Raw genomic sequence first — 20,208 nt, 5'->3', positions numbered from 1 at the left:
TGAACAATATAGGTCAACATGAGGCAATAAACGTAATTCTACGTTATTTCATCTTAACTGAATATCTCTTGCAGTTGATTAACACTTTTTATTTATTCTCACACTCTTTACAATGACCGATATTGATAAGAGGAATAACAATGAACCGTAAAAAGAAGATAAACAGTATTCTAAAAAAGCGCATGAAGAAAATTAATGCGAAGAATGCGCCAGCGAGCAAAGAAAAATATATATCAAAAGCAGAAAGAGCAAAGTTAGAAGAACAAGAACAACAGATACTAACAAGCAATGAAACAACTGTTAACTCCTAGCTAAGCGTAATTTATTAGCGATACTAATAAGAGAAGAACTTTTTAACGATAGTCTTTAACAGATCTTCTCTACACTCCCTGCTTTTAGATATTTATATTTATACTTAATGATATTTACAGCTTCCAGCTTAATAAAAACTCATCCAAATCCATATGTCCTTTTTTAAACTCGATAGAATCAACCTTAACAAATAATTTCTGCTCTTGAATTAAATCGTTTTTCAGCTAAAAAAGTCCATAACATCTTTAATGTATTCGACACTGCCAACTTTTGGCCCACAAATTGCTTTTATTATAATTAAATATAAAACGACGAATTTAAGTCACTCTCATGATCGATGACTTTTATAGTACGAAAATTTAATGCATATAAAGTGATAATGCTTTGCATTGTCCAAACCGATGTTAAACGCATGGATGATTAATGATGAAAAAAATCACAGCTATATTATCTGTCGCCATTTTGTCAGGTTGTGCCAATTTTGGTCAGCAAGAAGTGGTTGTAGACGAAAGCTCAGAAACAACAGAGATAATTCCAGAAGAAACTGGCCGTCAAATAACTCAAAGAGACAAAGACCAAACCCCAGTACCTGGCGACCCCTACTACTCTCCTGTAGAGCCAAGCAAAGCAGCGATGCCCGTACAAGTTACTGGTTCATTATTCAATGACAGTACTTCTACTGATTTATATAGTTATTCACCAAAATTCAATGTTGGTGACATTATTAATGTTGTATTAGAAGAGGAAACAGTTGCCACTAAATCGGCTAGTACTAACCTCTCTAATGATAATACTTATAATCTTGACCCAATCAAAATTCCAGGCGGAAATCTCACCGTAAACGATAAAGAAGTTGAACTAGGCGTAAGCCAAGACCAAAGTTTTGGCGGAGAGTCAGGTAGCAGTCAAAGCCATAGTTTAAGTGCACAAATTACAGTATCGGTTATTGAAGTATTAAATAATGGTAATTTATTAGTACGCGGAGAAAAATGGTTGTTAATCAATAATGGTAAAGAATATATCCGCCTTACTGGCATTATAAGACCAAGAGACGTGACTGAAGATAATTCTGTTGATTCCTATCAAGTGGCAGACAGTCGTATTGAGTTTAGTGCAACAGGTGAGCATGCTGAAATGCAAACACGTGGTTGGTTATCATCTTTATTTAGCGGCAGCTTATGGCCAATCTAGAGGTAATTAAATGAAATTAACTAAAAATCTATTACCGCTACTCATACTCAGTTCTTTTACTGTTAATGCCCAATGGTATTCCAGTGAAGGCCGATCTGTATTAAATGAACAAGATATTGACCAATCACGTACTAACGCGATCTCTGATGCAATGGTAACTGTGTTACGTTCAGCAGGTACTAGTGCTGAAAGCGTGCAAGTAATACAGGAAGGCGTTTTAGAAGTTGATAAACTAATGCTTAAAACCAATGGTGAAATCCATGATATGCGTATCGTGCACGAAGAAATTATTGGTGGTTATTATACTGTTGAAGTACAAGCTGACATCTACCCTTTTTCTACTTGTCCGCAAGAGAAATACGCTAAAAGCATCTTTGTGGGCCCTTTCAATTTAGAAGATCGTCAAGATGCTCAACTTGGGGCTATTTATAACAGTGATGAAGTCATCACAAAACGTTTATTTAAAGAGCTAAAAGGTGAATCTAACAAACTAGATCCTAGACATGTCATGACACAACAAATAGCTTTTACTAACAACAGTGAAGGAGATATTGAGCTACAAACATTAAAAGTAGCTAAAGATGTTGCTGCTAAATATGATGTTCAGTATCTAGTGTTTGGTGTTTTAAAAGATATGTCAGATTACTATGAAACGACCACTTATACTTTTAGTGAAGAGACTACCCATAAACGCAACTTTAAAATGCAAATCTATTTAGTTGATGCAATTAATCAGCTGACCTTATTTCAAAAAGAGTATGCAGCTATTAGCCAATGGCCTTATGATTTAACACAGCGCTTTGATCCTAATAGTCTCTCTTTTTGGCAAACAGATTATGGTTACGCTATCGATCTAAAAATAAATGAAGCCGTAAGAGATGTAAGGCAAGCACTATATTGCCAACCAACAATGGCAACCATTATCGCTAAATATAATGATCAACTAGTGATGAACTTAGGTCATCGAAACGGTGTTAAAAAAGGAGATAAGTTTCAACTGATTCGAAGCCAATATCTTTCTCATCAAACATCACAACTCCCTAATTCAATTTTTATGCCTGATGATATTTTATTATCCGTTGTATCAGTGCAAGCAGACCGAGCTATATTAAAAGCCAACGACCCTATCGATATGAGTAATATTCAAATTAGGGATATGTTAACCCCTGCAGACCAAATGACGCTGCAGCGCTTACAACCAAAAGTCACAGCAAGTAATACTGACAATAGGAGTGTATATTAATGTCTACTATTAATAGTGCAGCAAGTAGTTTGCAAAGTTTATCAAGTAGTTTAGATTCAAAAGGCACCGCCGATGCAGGAAAGTTACTTGGTGGCAATTTCGAAGATATTTTATCATCAGAAATGCTAGGTAAAGACACATTAGTGACAGCAAGTACCGGCAATATAAAAGATAGTCTTGAGGGTGTGTTTGATGAATTAAAATTAGGTATTGCTACTTCTTTTGTTGCGGGGCTTTCCGGGGATGATAGCGCTACATCAACTGGAGCAAGCGCAGAAAAAGCAGCAACAGACAGCGATATTGAACAAGCAGCTGACACAGAGCAGTCTGAAACATTAGCTTCGGATTCAGAAGAACAGATCACCACCGTTGAAGACACTGACTTAAGTGCATTAGATATTCAACAAACGGCAGATGATGCTATCAATACGCTGCAGTCTCCAGCTATTGACAATATATCTATCGAATCAGAGACTAAGAATGCCATCTCAATGTTGCAAGAAAAACTACGTGAAAGTATGCAAGGTAAATAGTTGATGAATCAACTAACAATAATTTAATCATAAACTGCTCTTTTATATTAAAAATATCTTAGATATACACAAAAAACAGTTCACATTTAAAGTTTAGATTGGTACTCTAATCGCAATTAAATTATAAAGAGTTTTAAATCACAATGAAAAATGACATTCTGAAAGCACACCATCATCATATTACTTAATCTTTCAGGATTTTTCTTGGAAGAGATGTTACGTGCTTCCAGTGGTTACCCAAATACAAACCCTCGGAAGTAAAATCCCGGGGGTTTTTTAGTTTTAAAAGGAAGGAAAATAGTTATGCCAGAGCAACGTTTAAGAATTGCAATACAAAAGAAAGGCCGTTTAAGTGATGATACGGTTAAATTATTAAAAGCATGTGGAATCAAAGTTAATCTAAACACGCAACGCTTAATTGCACACAGTGAAAACATGCCAATTGATATTCTTCGTGTTCGTGATGACGATATTCCAGGTTTAGTTATGGATGGTGTCGTAGATTTAGGTTTCATTGGCCAAAATGTACTTGAAGAAGAGAGCATGATGCGCCAAGTAGCTAATGAACCAACTGCTCATAAAGTAGTGAAAGAGCTAGCATTTGGTGAATGTCGTTTCTCACTAGCTGTAGATAATGATTTTGATTACCAAGGCGTTCAATCATTAGCAAACATGCGTATTGCAACAACTTACGTTCACATTCTAAAACGTTTTATGGAAGAAGCTAACGTACCTTACACATCTTGTATGTTAACAGGTTCTGTAGAAGTAGCTCCTCGTGCTGGTTTAGCTGATGCAATTTGTGACCTAGTTTCTACCGGCGCAACATTAGAAGCAAACGGTCTTAAAGAAGTTGAAGTTATCTACCGTTCAACAGCAGTATTAATGCAACGTGACGAACCATTAAGTGCAGACAAGCAAGAGCTAGTTAACCGCATTCTAACGCGTATTGATGGTGTTCAAACGGCTAAAGAATCAAAATACATCATGCTTAACGCGCCAAAAGCTAACTTAACTGAAATCACTAACCTACTACCTGGTTCTGATTTACCAACAGTAATGGATTTAGCAGGCAGCACAGACCACGTTGCACTGCATGTAGTAAGCAAAGAAAATCTTTTCTGGGAAACAATGGAACAATTGAAAGCACTAGGTGCAAGTTCAATTCTCGTATTACCTATTGAAAAAATGATGGAGTAGTCCAAACCATGGGAATGCAAACAGTCAACTGGGAACAATTAACATCTGATCAGCAAGCAGAATTGCTTGCTCGACCAGCAATGGCAGATTCATCAGGCTTAACAAACACTGTTGCTGAGATTATTTCTAATATCCGTCAACAAGGTGACCAAGCTTTATTGGATTACACTAAACGTTTTGACAAATTAGAGGGTGATAACTTCACGCTCAACAATACTGATATTGAAGCAGCAACAGCGCGTTTAGACGATGACATTAAAGATGCAATTAAAGTCGCGTACCAACAGGTTGTAAAGTTTCATGAAGCACAACAACAAGATGTGATTCGTGTAGAAACCATGCCTGGTGTTGTCTGTGAGATGCATACACAAGCAATTGAATCAGTCGGTTTGTATATCCCTGGTGGAAGTGCCCCACTACCTTCAACGGTTATTATGACAGGTGCGCCAGCACAAATTGCTGGTTGTTCTCGTCTAGTATTATGTTCACCACCACCTTTAGCGGATGAAATACTCTATGCAGCATCACTATGTGGCGTTACAGAGATTTACTCTGTCGGTGGCGCACAAGCAATTGCAGCATTAGCTTATGGAACAGAAACAATAAAAGCCGTAGACAAAATCTTTGGCCCAGGTAATTCTTTTGTAACTGAAGCAAAACGCCAAGTAAGTAATGATTTTGCTGGTGCAGCTATCGATATGCCTGCAGGCCCGTCTGAAGTACTAGTGATTGGTGACGAAAATGCAGATCCTGCTTTCATCGCTTCTGATTTGCTATCACAGGCTGAACATGGCCATGATTCTCAAACCATTCTAGTGACACCAAGTGCATCGGTAGCAGCACAAACGGCTAGTGAAATAGATAGTCAGTTAGCGGTATTAGAGCGCCGTGAAATTGCAGAAAAAGCAATTGCAAATAGCGTTAGCATTGTGTGTAAAGATATCCAGCAAGCAATTGAAATTTCAAATCGCTATGCCCCTGAACATTTAATTGTGCAAACAGAAAATCCAAGAGAGATTCAACCGCACCTTAAAAATGCAGGCTCTATATTTTTAGGTGCATGGACACCTGAGTCAGTAGGTGATTATGCAAGTGGTACTAATCATGTATTACCTACTTACGGATATACTAAAACCTATTCAAGTCTGGGTTTAGCTGACTTCGTAAAACGTTATACTGTTCAAGAATTAACACAGCAAGGTTTACGTAATCTAGCGCCTGCAGTAACTCGTTTAGCGGCAGCTGAAGGGTTAACCGCACATAAACGTGCAGTAACCATTCGCATGGAAAAATTAGATAAGTAATTGACTATCCCTGAGTAATTAATTACTCAGGCATTCGTAGGGAAGAAGGATCACGATGAGTAATATAATAAAGCTTGCTAGAAAAACCGTACAAGCATTAACCCCTTACCTTTCAGCTCGCCGTATTGGTGGCCGAGGAGATGTTTGGTTAAATGCAAATGAAGCCCCTGACTGCAGTGACTACCAATTAGATTCATCACACCTCAATCGTTACCCAGAATTTCAACCTCCACAAATCATTAATGCCTACGCAGCTTACTCTAAACTAAATACAGATCAGTTATTAACGACTCGCGGCGCCGATGAAAGTATTGAAGTCCTCATTAGAACCTTTTGTGAAGCCGAATTAGACAGCATATTAATTTGCCCACCTACTTACGGTATGTATGCAATAAGTGCTGAAACTTGTGGTGTAGGAGTTGAACAAGTTGCATTACAAGATAATTTTGATGTTGATTATGATGCAGTGAAAAAAGCAGTGTTAGATTCTCAAGGTCGTATTAAAATTGTGTTCCTATGTGCTCCAAATAACCCAACTGGCAATATGTTAGATCAGCAGAAGTTAGCCGAGTTATTAACTGCAACTGAGGGTAAAGCATTAATTGTTGCGGATGAAGCTTATATCGAGTTCTGCCCTGAATTTACTCAAACTAATTTAATAGCAAGTCATGAAAATTTAGTTATTACACGTACCCTTTCTAAAGCATTTGCACTTGCGTCAATTCGTTGCGGTTTCACACTCGCGCAAGCAAGTGTCATTGAAATGATGGCAAAAGTGATCGCTCCTTACCCTGTCCCGGGTCCTGTTGCACAAATTGCTGCGCAAGCTTTATCGGAAGATGGTTTAGAAATTATGCGAGATCGCGTTGTGGTATTAAACAATAATCGTCAAGTACTTGCTAATGCAGTGAGTGAACTAGATTGTGTCACTGAAGTATTTCCTACAACGGGTAATTTTTTATTGGTACGTTTTAAAGATTCTGCACAGGTATTTAAAGCTTTTGCTGATGACGGTATTATTATGCGTGATTTTGCCAACAAACCACGTTTAGAAAATTGTATTCGCATTACGATAGGTACTAGCGAAGAAATGAATAAAACTTTAAATACATTAAAAGCACTGTAGGAAGCCCATTATGAGTACACAAAAATTTCTATTCATCGACCGAGATGGGACATTAATTGATGAACCTATCAGTGATAAACAAGTAGATAGCTTGGAAAAACTAGTTTTTGAACCTTACGTAATCCCAAGTCTATTAGCATTGCAAGACGCAGGTTTTATCTTAGTTATTGTTTCTAACCAAGATGGTTTAGGTACTGATAGCTATCCACAAAGCGATTTCGATATTCCACAAAATAAAATGATGGATATCTTCGCTTCTCAAGGAGTCAAATTCGAATCAACTTTATTATGCCCGCACTTTCCTGAAGACAATTGCAATTGTCGTAAGCCACATCTTGGTATGGTTAAAGAGTACCTACAATCTGGTCGTATTGACCATAAGAACTCTTATGTCATCGGTGACCGTGAAACTGATATTGGTTTAGCTGACAATATGGCAATTACCGGTATTCTTTATAATAAAAAAAGCAACGGTTGGAAAGATATCGTTCACCAATTAACTTCTCGAGGCCGTACAGCTTCTGTTACTCGAACAACTAAAGAAACAGATATCAATGTGTTCGTCGATTTAGATAAGACTGGTGAAAATAAAATTGATACTGGTATGGGATTCTTTGACCACATGCTAGATCAAATTGCCACTCACGGTGGTTTCCAAATGAACGTGAGTGTTAAAGGTGATCTACATATTGATGATCACCACAGTGTTGAAGACACAGCATTAGCCCTAGGTGATGCATTGGACAAAGCATTAGGTGACAAACGTGGTATTGGCCGTTTCGGTTTTGTACTGCCAATGGATGAAACGAAAGCTAGCTGTACTTTAGATTTATCTGGCCGCCCTTTCCTTAAATTTAAAGCTGACTTCCCACGTGAATTAGTAGGTACTATGTCTACTGAAATGGTTGAGCATTTCTTCTATTCATTATCACAGGCAATGCGTGCAACATTACACCTAGAAGTTGAAAATGGTAATGCACACCACATGGTTGAAGGTTTATTTAAAACATTTGGCCGTACATTACGTCAAAGTATACAAATTATTGGAACAGATCTTCCTTCAAGTAAAGGTGTTTTATGATAGTTATCATTGATACAGGTTGCGCTAACTTATCTTCGGTATTATTTGCCATCGAACGTTTAGGTTATGAAGTAACCATCAGTAAAGACCCTGTCGTTTTACAACAAGCAGACAAGCTATTTTTGCCTGGTGTCGGTACGGCTAAAGAAGCAATGAATAACTTGATTGACCGTGACTTAGTGGCAGAGATCAAGAAGTTAACTCAGCCTGTGTTAGGTATTTGCTTAGGAATGCAGATGTTAGCAGAAGGTAGTGAAGAAGGTTTTGCTGAAGAAACCGTTATCAATACGCTCGGCTTAGTTGATGGCTTCGTTCAGAAAATGGATGTTGCACCTTTACGTTCACCACATATGGGATGGAATCAAATAACACCTAAATTAGATGAACCTTTATTCAAAGATATTCCTGCTGGTAGTTACTTTTATTTCGTTCATAGTTACGCTTTACCTGTGAATGAGAATACAATTGCAAGTTGTGAATACGGTACTCCTTTCACAGCTGCAGTGAATAAAGACAACTTCTATGGCGTGCAATTCCACCCAGAGCGTTCAGGTAAAGCTGGTGCACAACTTATTAAAAACTTTTTGGAGCTTTAAACATGATAATTCCAGCACTCGATCTAATTGACGGTAAAGTAGTTCGTTTATACCAAGGTGATTACGATCAAAAAACCGTTTACAGCGACGATCCACAAAGTTTATACACTATTTACAATGAACAAGGTGCTAACTGGTTACACCTAGTTGATTTAGATGGCGCAAAAGATATTACTAAACGTCAATTGTCTGTGATTGAAGGCCTCATCAAGAACACACCAGCTAAAGTTCAAGTTGGTGGCGGCGTACGTACTGAAGAAGATGTTAAAGGTCTTTTAGATACAGGTGCTCACCGTGTAGTGATTGGTTCAACAGCGGTAAAAGAGCCAGAGATGGTTGCTGGATGGATGGAAAAATATGGTCCAGAGCATATTGTACTTGCTTTAGATATCAACATTGATACTGAAGGTAATAAAATTGTTGCTGTATCTGGTTGGCAGGAAGATAGCGGTCAAACCATCGAGTCGTTATTAGAGATTTACCTGAAAGTAGGTTTGAAACATGTATTGTGTACTGATATTTCTAAAGACGGCACACTAACAGGTTCAAACGTTGATTTATATAAAGAGATGGTTGTCGCTTTCCCAAGTGTTTCTTGGCAAGCTTCTGGCGGTATCGGTTCATTAGATGATATCGCAGATGTAGCTCGCTCAGGCGCTCAAGGAATGATTGTAGGGCGTGCTTTATTAGAAGGTAAGTTTACTGTAGAAGAAGCGATTAATTGCTGGCAGAATGCTTAATCTTATTGTTTAAACAATTATATTAAAATCCAAGCTAATAACAAACTGTAAAAATAGAAAGGCGCTATCTAAATAGCGCCTTTTTTGTAACCTAGTGTCAGGGTTATTAACTTTTTCTAGCAACAAGATGTACCGTGCTTATTGAGCGTTCTAAAAAAGCGCCTTCACAATATGCTAAGTAATATAACCATAAACGTTTGAACTCTTCATCATAACCATGCTGAGTTAATTCACTCCATGAGGCTAAAAAGTTAGTACGCCAATCGGCTAAGGTTTTAGCATAATCTAAACCAATATCATGCAGCCCTTCCATCACCATTTCTGAGCTTGTGGTTAACTGTTGAGATAGCACGTTAATAGATGGCAGAAAACCGCCTGGGAAAATATAACGTTGAATAAAATCTACATTATTTTTGTAATGCTCAAAACGCTGATCTGCGATGGTAATAGACTGGATTAGCAGTTTACCACCGGGTTTTAATCTTGCGTTGCACTGTTCAAAAAAGCTCGGCAAGAACTCATAACCCACCGCTTCGATCATCTCAACAGATACGACTTTATCAAAAGACCCTGTTAAATCACGGTAGTCTTTTTTCAATAACGTAATTTTATCTTCTAAGCCTAAAGATTTCACTCGCTGTTCAGCATAAGCATATTGTGCATCAGAGATAGTTGTTGTTGTTACTTTACAACCAACATGTTGAGCTGCGTAAATTGCTAAGCCACCCCATCCAGTACCTATCTCCAATAAATGATCATCTTTGTTTAGTGATAAACGTTCACAGATAGTTTTTAACTTGTAAAGCTGTGCATACTGCAGTGTTGTTGTTTCAGATGGATAGATAGCAGATGAATACATCATCTCTGGATCTAAAAAACGTGTGTACAACTCGTTACCTAAATCATAGTGAGCCAGTATATTTCGTTTTGAACCAGATTGTGTGTTTCTATTTTGCCAATGTGTAAAACTATTTTTAATTTTATTAAGGATAGATTTGTTAGAGTCCAATTGATCTGTTTGTTGCTGTGCTTTAGCAAAAATTCTAATAACATTTGTTAAATTAGGACTTGTCCACTTTCCTGCAATAAATGCTTCTGAAACACCAATACTGCCGCCTTTTACAAACTCTTTATAAACAGCGATATCGTGGATGTGAATTTTTGCTTTAATTAAATTTTCTTGTTTATCTTGGTCAATCACTTCCGGAAAAAAGTAGTGCTCAGAACCTTCTACGACTTCTAGTTGACCGTAACTTAACTTTGAGAACACTGAATGAACAAGAGTCCTGCAGCGTTTAGCAAACCAAGTATTTGTCTCTACAGTTACCACTTTTTGAACTTCTTCCATTAATATCTCCTAAAATATAAAGCGTGTACTAAATATTAAGTTGCCTTTTGGTAGCCAATAAAAGGAATTCTCTTCAGAAATAACTTAAGCGCTTGCCAATAAATACCTAATACAATCTTGCCCGTCATAATCGGAATTTGGGCCCAGATTTTAAATAAATTTTGTTTATTAAAAGCCTGTTTTTTTAAAGATAGGCTTGCTTCAAATAATTTAAAAAAGTCTTGGCCGTCTTGGTCATACCGTCTGTTTTCAATCTTAACCATAAGACGGTCAGAACAAGTGCTGGGCGCTCTAACATGCCAAATATAACTCATATTAAGATCCATGAATGGTGAAACCTGAAACACTTTATCTGTTATTTTAAGTTGTTTTTCTGCAATTAAGTCCACCAAATAATAATGTCTTTCATTCCATGGTGTATTACTTACTTCAGCTAACATTTGTGTACATTGATCATTTGCATCATAACAAAAATAAAAATTAACAGGACTAAAGTACAATCCAAAACAGCGTACCTGAACTAGCATCAATACGCGTGTAATATCCTCATGACCTTCAAGACTTTTTACTTTGTTTCTAATACGTTGCGAAAGTTTATTAGGTTCACTCCTTAAATAATCTTTCTCTACAAAGCGTAATGGATGAAACCAATTGTAGCCGAAAACACCAATACCCTGCTTTTCTGTAGCTAATTTATCTACATCTAATGCCAACATAAATAGCTTAGCATTAAAGTGGTGTTTCTTAGGATGAAATCTGTGATGGACAACATTGCCGACATAAATTGCGCTATGTTCAAATTTAGTCAGCTTATTTATTTGGCTTTCCATAAAATTTATTTCCCAGCAAAAGCATCAAGATAACAATTAAATCTCTGAGCAACCTCTACCGCACTTCTTACGCCATCTTCATGGAAACCATTGTGCCAGTAAGCACCGGCAAAATGAGTATGGCTTTTGCCACAAATCGTACTTCTTTGCTGCTGAGATTGAATAGATTGCAATGAAAACACTGGGTGATAGTAGGTAAACTCTCTTAAAATTTTATCTGCATCAATCTCTTCTTTTTGATTCAAAGTCACACAGAAAGTCTCATTACTTGTGATTCCTTGTAATATATTCATATTGTAGGTAACACTTGCAGCTTTGTTTCTATCATTGCTTAGCTGATAGTTCCAACTTGCCCACGCTTTTTCTCTGTTAGGGAGTAAGTTCGTATCTGTGTGTAAAACAACAGAATTTTCGCTATATGGCATACCAGATAGAATGCTTTGCTCATCATCTGTGGCATCACTTAAAAGTTTAAGGGCTTGATCGGAATGACAAGCGATAACCACTTCATCAAAAGTTTGCATCTGATTTTCGTCTTCAAAATGCAACTGCACTTTATCATTTTGCCTAGTAATACCTAGTAGCTCAGCATTTAAGTGAATACGTTCTTTGAAAGGTTCACAGAGAGGTGCTAAATAGGATCTTGAACCATTTGGAATAACGTACCATTGTGGTCTGTCTGCTATATTGAGTAATCCATGGTGATGAAAGAATTGTACAAAAAAACGAAACTCGAAAGTCTCCATTTGTGCTAGAGAACTTGACCAAATAGCGGCGCCCATTGGCAATATATAATGCTCAGCAAAGAAATCACTGAATTGATTAGTCTTTAAAAAGTCACCTAATGTATCGCCGGGTTTATAACTATTATTTTCGAAAATAGCTTTACATAGCTTATTAAACCTTAAGATTTCTTTAACCAACAGCCAAAACTTAGGTTTAAATAAGTTACTGCGTTGAGCAAATAAAGTATCGAGATTATGTCCGTTATACTCAAGGCCTGTTTGACAGTTGTGCACAGAAAAGCTCATTTCTGTAGCCTGTTTGCCTACACCAATCTCATCGAGTAATGCTAGATAATTTGGATAAGTCTTGTCATTGAAGACAATAAAACCAGTATCAATTGCATAAGAAACACCATTTTTTTCGATATCAACAGTGGCAGTATGACCACCAATGTAATTATTTTTTTCGAAAACAGTTACTTGATGCTTTTTAGATAATAAATAAGCTGCCGTCAATCCTGAGATTCCAGAGCCTATTATGGCAATATTTTTCATTTTACTATCCCTTAATGATCATTTTACGCCAAATCCAATTTGGCATAATAGAGAAGAATTTAAGTAGCATGGTTAAACGCTTTGGAAAATGTGCATATTCTTTGCGCTTATCAATCGCCTTTGCAATATTCAAAGCTGCTTGTTCACTAGTTAATAAGAATGGCATAGGGAAGTCATTTTTATCAGTTAAAGGGGTTTTAATGAAACCAGGATGTATTAAGGTCACATCAATTTTTTCTTTAATAAGGTCTAATCTTAGGCTGTTAGCAAGGTAGTCAATACCTGACTTAGACGCTCCATATGCTTCGCTGCGTTGAAAAGGCATTAATGTCGCACTAGAACTAACAAACACCACTTGTCCACCTTTTCGTACTTTTGGTAGGAAAAACTGTAATAACCAACCTAGTGAAATTAGGTTTGTTTCAATAACGTCAGCAAATAAGGCACCATCGAAATTTTTAGCATCGTCAATATAACGACAGTTACCAGCATTTAACACAAGGATATCTAGACTCTCTACGGATTTTGAGAAAGTCTCAATTTCAGACGGGATAGTCATATCAAACTGACCAGTTAAGTGAGCTTGGCTAGCTATTTCATCTAACTTTTGTTGGTTACGCCCACAAGCAATGACGTTATCGCCCTTTCGAGAATAGTGCTTAAAAAGTGAATGGCCTATGCCTGATGTTGCACCTGTAATTAATATATTTTTAGCAGTCATTATTGAGCCGCCTTAACTTTTATCCAATGAATCAGTTTTCCAATTAATGGTAATTGTTCATATAACATGGCACCTAAGTCTAAAAAATCACGGTGATATACGATCTTATTGTCTTTTGCTATTAACTTAGAAGATCCTTGCACTGATACTATTTCACCTTTATTTAACTTGGCATGTTGATAATTCATTTCCCAGTAGACTGCTGCCTGTTGTTCATCCACGATGACGTCATTAATGATAAAAGTACAACTACTTAAATTCTTATATAGACCATCAAAGTACTCGTGTAAGTTAGACAGCCCTTTGATTTCGTGGATAGGATCAATGAATGTAACTTCTTGTGCATATATTTCGTCTAACAAATCCAGGTTATTAGTTGAAAGTTTCTGATACACAGAAATAAATTGATTCAACCACTCAGGGTATTGCTTTACTACTGATAACCTATCTTTGTCCATTGTATTACCTTAAATAAATCTACCTAATACCAATCAATAAACATGCCAAGATCTTACACCTGTTTATTAATATTGATTACTTGTAAAAAGCTAATGCACTCAATCTTGCTTCTTTATGATCGACTATTGCAGGCCAATAAATAGATAAATTATTTTCTTTTATATATTTGTGTGGAAAATGTATCTGTTTATCAGGCAACTTGCTCAGTTCTGGTAAATATTTACGGATAAAAGTACCTTTAGGATCAAATCTTTCGCTTTGAGTAATCGGATTGAATATTCTGAAATATGGCTGAGCATCGCAGCCAGTACTTGAAGCCCACTGCCAACCTCCATTATTTGAAGCCAAATCACCGTCTATCAAGTGCTGCATAAAATAACGTTCGCCTAAACGCCAATCAATTAATAGATGTTTTGTTAAAAAGCTAGCAACTACCATACGTAAGCGATTGTGCATCCAACCAGTTTGATTTAGCTGTCTCATAGCTGCATCTACAAGTGGGTATCCTGTTTTACCCTCACACCAAGCTTCAAATAATGTTTTATCGAGTGGCCAAGAATGGTCTTGATACTTGTCGTTGAAACATTTGTGTTTACACAAACTAGGATTAGCGAATACTAAATGACGATAAAATTCACGCCAAATGATCTCATTCAACCAGCAAAATTCATCACTATCACTGCTAATTAAAATGTCTGGATATTTATCTAACAAACTTTTAAAAACATAACGAGGGCTTAACACCCCTGCCGCCAAATAAGGAGAAATACCACTGGTTCCTTTTACGCTAGGAATATCACGAACATTTTTATAATTTGAGACTTTGAGTCGGTAAAAAAGTGGCAAAGCTTTTTCTGTTAATATGCTCACTAAGGGCCACTTACTTGACAGTGATGAACTTTTATCTTCATCAGTTATACTTTTTTGGTCACTTATACTTTTAAAGTACTGATAACCATGCTCTCTGACATAGGTTAACCAAGCACGCTTAAAAGGGGTAAACACTTTATACATTTCACCTGATTTAGTAACAATTTTACCTTTAGGTACGATTACGTCAGCTTCAAATAATATGAGGGGTATTTGTTCTGTTACACATAATTGATCACGTTGTTGCTCGTTGATTTCTAATTCACTGTTGGCTAAAACTTGCTTAACATCATTCTCTTCACAGTAATTTTTTAAGTATTCAATCTGATCTTTGAAATAATCAACTTCAACTAACTCTAAATGAATGTTAATTGCCGCTAACTCTTTAACTAATGCAACAGCATGTCGTTTAATAAAATCAATCTTAATAGGTGCCCAGTCATGTGTTAGCCACTGTTTTTCAGAAATAAAAAAAACCGCTTTACCGGTTTCGTTTGAAGTAGATTGATTAATGAATTGATATAACGCGGGGTTGTCATCTGTCCGTAAATCGTTACGGAACCATAGTAGTTGATTCATAGGAAGGGAGATTCCTCTAAAAATAAGAAGGCATAATCAACGCTACAGCTGAAACTGTAGCGTTAAAGACATGAAGCTTAGTATGCGTACCTTAATCTAAGCTGTTCTGGATATGGTTGTAGGTAAGACTGGCCTTTCAAATAATCCTTTGGATACTCTCTTAAATAATGATTAATCAATGTTAAAGGAGCAATTAAAGGTAATAAACCTAAACGGTATCCATCTATCTGTTCACATAACTCTTTACGTTGCTCTGCAACTAAGTGTTTAGAAAAATATCCTTGGATGTGAGTTAATGTATTAACATGATTCTTACGTGTTGCAGGAATTTTCAACGCATTCATCAATCCTAAGATATACTTGTCTGCTTTTTCAGCTAAAGGCATATCTACATCTGCTAACAGTTGTCCAAGCTTTTTATAAGCAACAAGATTATGGCTCATGACAGTGTATTTATAATGGCTATGAAATGTCGTTAACTTATGTTTTGTTAAACCAGATTCACTGACCATTTGCCAATGTTTGTAAGCATAAATACGTGCAACAAAATTTTCTCTTATGTGCATGTCATTTAAACGACCATTCTCTTCACATGGTAGTAACGGATTTGCTTCCATTATCTCTTTTGCAAAAGCACCAATGCCATCAGATGCTAGTGAATTGCCATCTTCTGAGTAAATTTTAACACGTTCCATCCCGCAACTAGGACTTTTAGCACAAAACACGTAACCACTTAAGTGTTTAGTCATTTCAGCTACTTTTTTACCATAAGCCTGCAAAGCTTCAGTTACATCTCCAGACCCATCAGGTCGTGCAACAGTGATAACATCATCTTTTTTAATCTGTCTTATTGTAGGACGTGGAATAGGTAAGCCGATAGCAACTTCCGGACAAAATGATTCATATTCAACATGATCACCTAATTCATCAATACAAAACCGAGAAGGCTTATTACTTGCATCGAAACGTACTTTTTGACCTATCAAACAAGCACTTATACCAATTTTAATATCTTCTTTTGCGACTGAATAAATCACTATTCGCTCCTTTGAATAAAAGCATAAAAATTAATAGATAAACGAACCAATTGGGTTTAATAGTTTATTGATACCCTGTGTAAAGTGTAGAGCATCATTAGCAACTGTGTAACATAAGCACCCATTTTCTGAAACTGGATTATGTGTAAAGGTACCATCTAGTAAAATAAAATCGCCTTTATTATACTCACCTCTGCTGTCAGTGAATGACCCATCCAATAACACAGTTAACTCAAAGCCTTTGTGAGTATGAGCCGGAACACCACCGCCTGGATTGATATGTAACAAACTAGAGTGAATTTCATCTTCGTTTAGTTGTAAACGAGAACGTGATAATTTACCTATATTTGCAGCTTTACCGAGGTCAATACGACTAAGCGCTGTTGGTAGTTGGTATTTCTTATCTTTAAATACAACTTCACGCTCAACTGCTTCCACAACTTCATCTGCATCTTCAGAAAAAGTAATATTACTTATCATGGAGTCAAATAATTCGTCTTGGTCCAGATCATCAGAATCAGACAAGAAACTGCTGTCACTAAGGTTATCGAGTCGAATCGTCGATTCTTCAAACGAGTGCTCGGCTACTTGTTCAGTCAATTGCATTATTGTGTGTTTGCAATCAGGGCACATATCCGCATGGATACTAATGCCAATAGCAAGAGAAGCAGGTAATTCGCCATTGACATAAGCTTGTAATAATTCAAATTTCGGATGATGTTTAATCATTTTTTTCTCCTAACTGCACTTTCAATTTTGCGAGTGCTAAACGTAATCTGGATTTAATTGTGCCAAGTGGTAGGTTTAGATGGTTAGCAAGTTGTTCTTGCGACATTTCCATCAAATAAAAACCTTTAACAACTTGTTGTTGCGCTTCTGGTAATGCTTCAATGACACGTAAAAGTTGATTACTTTCGAGATGATCTTCATAAACTTGTTCTTCGGTCACTGCGCCTTCTGCAATTGGCCAAATATCATCACTTAAATTATCTTCTCGATTACTTTTAACCTTTCTTAATAGGTCAAAAGTGACATTACGCATTACCGTATAAACCCATGTAGTAGCAGCGCCTTTATTTGCGTCAAATAAATGTGCTTTACGCCAAACATTACTCATGGTTTCTTGAACCACTTCGTGGGATTGAGCTTCATTAGGAAATTTACTGCGTGCAATACGCTGTATCTTGGGTGCGAAAAATTTAAACAGATGAGTAAACGCAATTTTACATCGTTTATCAGCAACTTGATTAAGCCATTCGCTTAGTTGGGTGTGATCAATATTTTCATTCATGCTGTTAGATTTAGCATGACTTACCCCTGTTGGCAATTTAGTTTCTTCGACAACCATAATTATTTCCCTAATTTGGACTCTGATAGTCAATACGAGAGCTGCAAATTAAAGATCACTTAAAGAGTAAAAAAATAAAAGTTTTGTTGGAGTTATTGGGAAATGATTGAATGTACAAGTTTTTTAGCTTCCATATAAGAAGAGTCAAATACAAACTTATTTTTAACATCAAATGGAATAGGCAACAGTTCCAGCCATCTTGAAACAGTCCAATATGGATTGTTAGGTAACTTCTGCTGATACAATTCATTTAAAAGCTCATTATTTTCAAACAGCATTTTAAGTGAATCAGTTAATAACACCAACTCAGTAGAAGATGACTTTTGAGACCAATGAGTCAGTTTTTCTGCATCTGCAAACAACAGCTTATCCGAGTCTTGAAATAGATTTGATATAAGAACTAAACAATCACATTCGACATCTATCTCTAGAACACCATCAGATCCTTGCTCAAAGTTAATAATTTGTACCCAGCTTCCCCAACGATCACCATTTGAATGATTTTGCTTATTCGAAGAAATAACAAAACCACCTAACTGTGAAGCGAGACCTACCATTTTCAAATAACGAGGCTCGAATATTCTTAAACGCGTAACACCACCTGGTAATAAAAATAGATCCAATGGAAATACAGGAAGATTAGTTGTTTTAGTTGACATAAGGGCCCCTCTTTAAAAAATATGCTTGTTTAGTATTACGAAGGCCTTGCTTAAATAGTTCATTGGATAATTAAAGTCGTAAAATTTTTCGTTAAAATTGCACAAAAAATTATTCACAACCGGTTATTGGGTCTTGTTTATCAAAGAAAAGAGTTACATTAGCAACATTGACTCCAAATTTATTTATCGAGGTTTTATTAACAACTCGATATTCATCTATTTGATACATCCAATCATTCATGCTCACATCATAAGTAGTGTCGTCAACTGGTATTGTTAATGTATATTGTAATTGAAAAGCAAAACCTTGGTGCTCGCCAATTGCTTCTCCAACTACATCTTCAGCGGTTCCAATATAACGTCCATCAGCCTGCTTAGAAAAATGCCAATTTCGATAGCTTATTTCACCATCGTCAAAGAAAAACTTTTCAGCCAACACACCATCTTGACCTTCCCAAGTACCTTCCAGTTCAACACAAAAGCGCCGAGTGACTACATTGCTAGCATCTTGAATAGTACCCCAAGCGGTTACATTACCGTTGAAGTATTCTTTAATATCAAACTCATTGCTATTTTTTGTGTAATCACTTAAATCTTGGCTACAACTAGCTAGAGCGAAACTACTGAGCAGCAATAACGATGTTTTAATATATTTCATGATTTAATTCCTAATAATGAATCACGTAACTCTGGTTGAGAAGTTTTCTCTGAAAACCAAATAGACAAAAAGACTTCAGCAAACCCTTGATTGTCGATACTACCCACCAAGTAACCGTTATAATAAAAAGCACTTTCATCGCCTTTAGCAATAAAGGCTAGTTGATCGCCCTCTTCGATATCTGGCCAAATATTACCTAGTTGCTTAACGTAAGGTGTATAGCGATCACTTTTAATGCCAAGGTGTTGCCATTGTTCAATCGTTTTTTTTATCAGCTCTTTTGACTCAATATTTTTAAAGTACTTAATTTGGTAAACAATTAACCCATCTGGATCAGGGTAATTACCACTGCTCGTTGACAATTGGCTTTGGTAAATATCCCAAATAAATACGGAGAATTTGGCTGTTCCAATTTGCTTTGTGGAGTTTGATTCCAATAGTTCAGATAAATTTTGTTTCCATTCAGTTGCCATATCATTTGGCGAAGAAAAAGCCATATTTACTGATAAAATGAACACAACTAATCCACTAAAAATTTTAAGCATAATGTAGGTCTCTTTGTAAAATAACTGATTTCAAATAAAAGAATAAAAGGAATAAACATCCCCAAATTAATGCGAGTACAGAAAAAGTAATAGGTAAGCTGTACGTGAACGCTACCATACTGAATTTTTCTCCAGCTAAGTAACTTAATGGAGCAAAACCTCCCCCTATAATCAACTGGCTTTTTTTAGAGGAGCTTAAAAAAGTGAGGCTATGGCAAACGGTACTAGCAAAACAAGCCCACAACACCATTAACCAGAAAGGTGTAAAATTAGCATTAGGAAAACTAAAAAAGTTGATGAAATGTAAAAATGAATCTACTGACACACCAATCACAGTAATTAGCAATACCAGTCTAATCTCTTTTTTTATTTTAGAGAGGTACTTAAAATGAATCACTAACAGGCCTAACGCAACGGGAATAAACATATTTCCCCAATATAACAAACCAAACCAGATAAGGTTAAACCCCAACATATTGATTAACATCATTATCGCTCCGTGATTCGTTTTAATTATGAATAAATAATAACTACGACACTAGATTATA

The 20,208-nt window shown here is 36.4% G+C and carries 23 protein-coding genes; 10 read left to right on the top strand and 13 right to left on the bottom strand.

Annotated elements, in window-relative coordinates:
• Positions 1-140: 140 nt before the first annotated feature.
• The 10 genes from V5290_RS02655 (at position 141) to hisA (ending at position 9,326) form a co-directional block, all read left to right on the top strand.
• A complete protein-coding gene (locus V5290_RS02655; RefSeq protein ID WP_333381558.1) occupies positions 141-311 on the top strand; it encodes a DUF2986 domain-containing protein in 171 nt (56 codons plus the stop codon).
• A gap of 424 nt (positions 312-735) precedes the next feature.
• Positions 736-1,503, top strand: a complete 768-nt coding sequence (locus V5290_RS02650) for a flagellar basal body L-ring protein FlgH (protein ID WP_333381555.1) — start codon at positions 736-738, stop codon at positions 1,501-1,503.
• Between the two features lie 10 nt (positions 1,504-1,513).
• Entirely contained in the window at positions 1,514-2,746 is a 1,233-nt protein-coding gene (locus tag V5290_RS02645) for a flagellar assembly protein T N-terminal domain-containing protein (RefSeq protein WP_333381553.1), read from the top strand.
• Entirely contained in the window at positions 2,746-3,279 is a 534-nt protein-coding gene (locus tag V5290_RS02640; protein WP_333381552.1) for a hypothetical protein, read from the top strand. Before V5290_RS02645 ends, V5290_RS02640 begins: the two co-directional genes overlap by 1 nt.
• 303 nt (positions 3,280-3,582) lie before the next feature.
• Positions 3,583-4,479 carry an ATP phosphoribosyltransferase gene (hisG, locus tag V5290_RS02635; RefSeq protein ID WP_333381549.1) on the top strand — a complete coding sequence of 299 codons (897 nt, stop codon included), beginning with the start codon at positions 3,583-3,585 and terminating at the stop codon, positions 4,477-4,479.
• A 14-nt stretch (positions 4,480-4,493) separates the two neighbouring features.
• Positions 4,494-5,783, top strand: coding sequence for a histidinol dehydrogenase (gene hisD / locus V5290_RS02630; RefSeq protein WP_333382147.1), 1,290 nt, complete (start codon positions 4,494-4,496; stop codon positions 5,781-5,783).
• A 55-nt stretch (positions 5,784-5,838) separates the two neighbouring features.
• A complete protein-coding gene (gene hisC / locus V5290_RS02625; RefSeq protein WP_333381548.1) occupies positions 5,839-6,909 on the top strand; it encodes a histidinol-phosphate transaminase in 1,071 nt (356 codons plus the stop codon).
• 10 nt (positions 6,910-6,919) lie between these two features.
• Positions 6,920-7,990 (top strand): bifunctional histidinol-phosphatase/imidazoleglycerol-phosphate dehydratase HisB, encoded by a 1,071-nt coding sequence (gene hisB, locus V5290_RS02620; RefSeq protein ID WP_333381546.1) that lies wholly within the window; start codon positions 6,920-6,922, stop codon positions 7,988-7,990.
• The gene (gene hisH / locus V5290_RS02615) at positions 7,987-8,586 is read left to right on the top strand and encodes an imidazole glycerol phosphate synthase subunit HisH (RefSeq protein ID WP_333381543.1); all 600 of its coding nucleotides are present in this window, start codon (positions 7,987-7,989) and stop codon (positions 8,584-8,586) included. Before hisB ends, hisH begins: the two co-directional genes overlap by 4 nt.
• Before the next feature lie 2 nt (positions 8,587-8,588).
• Positions 8,589-9,326 (top strand): 1-(5-phosphoribosyl)-5-[(5-phosphoribosylamino)methylideneamino]imidazole-4-carboxamide isomerase, encoded by a 738-nt coding sequence (gene hisA / locus V5290_RS02610; protein WP_333381541.1) that lies wholly within the window; start codon positions 8,589-8,591, stop codon positions 9,324-9,326.
• Positions 9,327-9,432: 106 nt separating this feature from the next.
• Here hisA and V5290_RS02605 read toward each other — a convergent pair whose 3' ends face one another.
• From V5290_RS02605 to V5290_RS02545, 13 genes are all read right to left on the bottom strand, one after another.
• The gene (locus V5290_RS02605) at positions 9,433-10,674 is read right to left on the bottom strand and encodes a cyclopropane-fatty-acyl-phospholipid synthase family protein (protein ID WP_333381538.1); all 1,242 of its coding nucleotides are present in this window, start codon (positions 10,672-10,674) and stop codon (positions 9,433-9,435) included.
• A gap of 35 nt (positions 10,675-10,709) precedes the next feature.
• The gene (locus V5290_RS02600; RefSeq protein WP_333381536.1) at positions 10,710-11,504 is read right to left on the bottom strand and encodes a DUF1365 domain-containing protein; all 795 of its coding nucleotides are present in this window, start codon (positions 11,502-11,504) and stop codon (positions 10,710-10,712) included.
• A 5-nt stretch (positions 11,505-11,509) separates the two neighbouring features.
• Positions 11,510-12,784 carry an NAD(P)/FAD-dependent oxidoreductase gene (locus tag V5290_RS02595; RefSeq protein ID WP_333381533.1) on the bottom strand — a complete coding sequence of 425 codons (1,275 nt, stop codon included), beginning with the start codon at positions 12,782-12,784 and terminating at the stop codon, positions 11,510-11,512.
• Positions 12,785-12,788: 4 nt separating this feature from the next.
• On the bottom strand, positions 12,789-13,505 hold the full coding sequence (locus V5290_RS02590; protein ID WP_333381530.1) for an SDR family NAD(P)-dependent oxidoreductase: 717 nt from the start codon (positions 13,503-13,505) through the stop codon (positions 12,789-12,791).
• Positions 13,505-13,963, bottom strand: coding sequence for a nuclear transport factor 2 family protein (locus V5290_RS02585; protein ID WP_333381528.1), 459 nt, complete (start codon positions 13,961-13,963; stop codon positions 13,505-13,507). The genes V5290_RS02590 and V5290_RS02585 overlap by 1 nt, the downstream gene beginning before the upstream one ends.
• Before the next feature lie 76 nt (positions 13,964-14,039).
• Entirely contained in the window at positions 14,040-15,413 is a 1,374-nt protein-coding gene (gene phrB / locus V5290_RS02580; protein ID WP_333381526.1) for a deoxyribodipyrimidine photo-lyase, read from the bottom strand.
• Positions 15,414-15,490: 77 nt separating this feature from the next.
• Positions 15,491-16,450, bottom strand: a complete 960-nt coding sequence (locus V5290_RS02575; protein WP_333381523.1) for a DUF523 and DUF1722 domain-containing protein — start codon at positions 16,448-16,450, stop codon at positions 15,491-15,493.
• A 30-nt stretch (positions 16,451-16,480) separates the two neighbouring features.
• Positions 16,481-17,179 carry a ChrR family anti-sigma-E factor gene (locus V5290_RS02570; protein WP_333381521.1) on the bottom strand — a complete coding sequence of 233 codons (699 nt, stop codon included), beginning with the start codon at positions 17,177-17,179 and terminating at the stop codon, positions 16,481-16,483.
• Positions 17,172-17,798 carry a sigma-70 family RNA polymerase sigma factor gene (locus tag V5290_RS02565; protein WP_333381518.1) on the bottom strand — a complete coding sequence of 209 codons (627 nt, stop codon included), beginning with the start codon at positions 17,796-17,798 and terminating at the stop codon, positions 17,172-17,174. The genes V5290_RS02570 and V5290_RS02565 overlap by 8 nt, the downstream gene beginning before the upstream one ends.
• 92 nt (positions 17,799-17,890) lie before the next feature.
• Complete coding sequence (locus V5290_RS02560) at positions 17,891-18,457, bottom strand: LON peptidase substrate-binding domain-containing protein (RefSeq protein WP_333381515.1); 567 nt, start codon at positions 18,455-18,457, stop codon at positions 17,891-17,893.
• A 109-nt stretch (positions 18,458-18,566) separates the two neighbouring features.
• Positions 18,567-19,115 carry a DUF3833 domain-containing protein gene (locus V5290_RS02555; RefSeq protein ID WP_333381513.1) on the bottom strand — a complete coding sequence of 183 codons (549 nt, stop codon included), beginning with the start codon at positions 19,113-19,115 and terminating at the stop codon, positions 18,567-18,569.
• The gene (locus V5290_RS02550) at positions 19,112-19,660 is read right to left on the bottom strand and encodes a chalcone isomerase family protein (RefSeq protein WP_333381509.1); all 549 of its coding nucleotides are present in this window, start codon (positions 19,658-19,660) and stop codon (positions 19,112-19,114) included. The genes V5290_RS02555 and V5290_RS02550 overlap by 4 nt, the downstream gene beginning before the upstream one ends.
• Positions 19,653-20,150: a DUF2878 domain-containing protein gene (locus V5290_RS02545; RefSeq protein WP_333381506.1), complete on the bottom strand. Its 498-nt coding sequence runs from the start codon at positions 20,148-20,150 to the stop codon at positions 19,653-19,655. Before V5290_RS02545 ends, V5290_RS02550 begins: the two co-directional genes overlap by 8 nt.
• Positions 20,151-20,208 lie beyond the last annotated feature (58 nt).

This window comes from Psychromonas arctica (assembly GCF_036697365.1).
GTDB lineage: Bacteria > Pseudomonadota > Gammaproteobacteria > Enterobacterales > Psychromonadaceae > Psychromonas > Psychromonas arctica_A.
The sequence above is the reverse complement of the archived record's forward strand: the minus strand, read 5'-3'. Positions and strand labels throughout refer to the sequence as shown.

Bases quoted from the DNA above. Each gene is read 5' to 3' on its own strand.
- V5290_RS02655 (WP_333381558.1), top strand. From the start codon at position 141: ATGAACCGTAAAAAGAAGATAAACAGTATTCTAAAAAAGCGCATGAAG.
- V5290_RS02650 (WP_333381555.1), top strand. From the start codon at position 736: ATGATGAAAAAAATCACAGCTATATTATCTGTCGCCATTTTGTCAGGT.
- V5290_RS02645 (WP_333381553.1), top strand. From the start codon at position 1,514: ATGAAATTAACTAAAAATCTATTACCGCTACTCATACTCAGTTCTTTT.
- V5290_RS02640 (WP_333381552.1), top strand. From the start codon at position 2,746: ATGTCTACTATTAATAGTGCAGCAAGTAGTTTGCAAAGTTTATCAAGT.
- hisG (WP_333381549.1), top strand. From the start codon at position 3,583: ATGCCAGAGCAACGTTTAAGAATTGCAATACAAAAGAAAGGCCGTTTA.
- hisD (WP_333382147.1), top strand. From the start codon at position 4,494: ATGCAAACAGTCAACTGGGAACAATTAACATCTGATCAGCAAGCAGAA.
- hisC (WP_333381548.1), top strand. From the start codon at position 5,839: ATGAGTAATATAATAAAGCTTGCTAGAAAAACCGTACAAGCATTAACC.
- hisB (WP_333381546.1), top strand. From the start codon at position 6,920: ATGAGTACACAAAAATTTCTATTCATCGACCGAGATGGGACATTAATT.
- hisH (WP_333381543.1), top strand. From the start codon at position 7,987: ATGATAGTTATCATTGATACAGGTTGCGCTAACTTATCTTCGGTATTA.
- hisA (WP_333381541.1), top strand. From the start codon at position 8,589: ATGATAATTCCAGCACTCGATCTAATTGACGGTAAAGTAGTTCGTTTA.
- V5290_RS02605 (WP_333381538.1), bottom strand. From the start codon at position 10,674: ATGGAAGAAGTTCAAAAAGTGGTAACTGTAGAGACAAATACTTGGTTT.
- V5290_RS02600 (WP_333381536.1), bottom strand. From the start codon at position 11,504: ATGGAAAGCCAAATAAATAAGCTGACTAAATTTGAACATAGCGCAATT.
- V5290_RS02595 (WP_333381533.1), bottom strand. From the start codon at position 12,784: ATGAAAAATATTGCCATAATAGGCTCTGGAATCTCAGGATTGACGGCA.
- V5290_RS02590 (WP_333381530.1), bottom strand. From the start codon at position 13,505: ATGACTGCTAAAAATATATTAATTACAGGTGCAACATCAGGCATAGGC.
- V5290_RS02585 (WP_333381528.1), bottom strand. From the start codon at position 13,963: ATGGACAAAGATAGGTTATCAGTAGTAAAGCAATACCCTGAGTGGTTG.
- phrB (WP_333381526.1), bottom strand. From the start codon at position 15,413: ATGAATCAACTACTATGGTTCCGTAACGATTTACGGACAGATGACAAC.
- V5290_RS02570 (WP_333381521.1), bottom strand. From the start codon at position 17,179: ATGATTAAACATCATCCGAAATTTGAATTATTACAAGCTTATGTCAAT.
- V5290_RS02565 (WP_333381518.1), bottom strand. From the start codon at position 17,798: ATGGTTGTCGAAGAAACTAAATTGCCAACAGGGGTAAGTCATGCTAAA.
- V5290_RS02560 (WP_333381515.1), bottom strand. From the start codon at position 18,457: ATGTCAACTAAAACAACTAATCTTCCTGTATTTCCATTGGATCTATTT.
- V5290_RS02555 (WP_333381513.1), bottom strand. From the start codon at position 19,115: ATGAAATATATTAAAACATCGTTATTGCTGCTCAGTAGTTTCGCTCTA.
- V5290_RS02550 (WP_333381509.1), bottom strand. From the start codon at position 19,660: ATGCTTAAAATTTTTAGTGGATTAGTTGTGTTCATTTTATCAGTAAAT.
- V5290_RS02545 (WP_333381506.1), bottom strand. From the start codon at position 20,150: ATGATGTTAATCAATATGTTGGGGTTTAACCTTATCTGGTTTGGTTTG.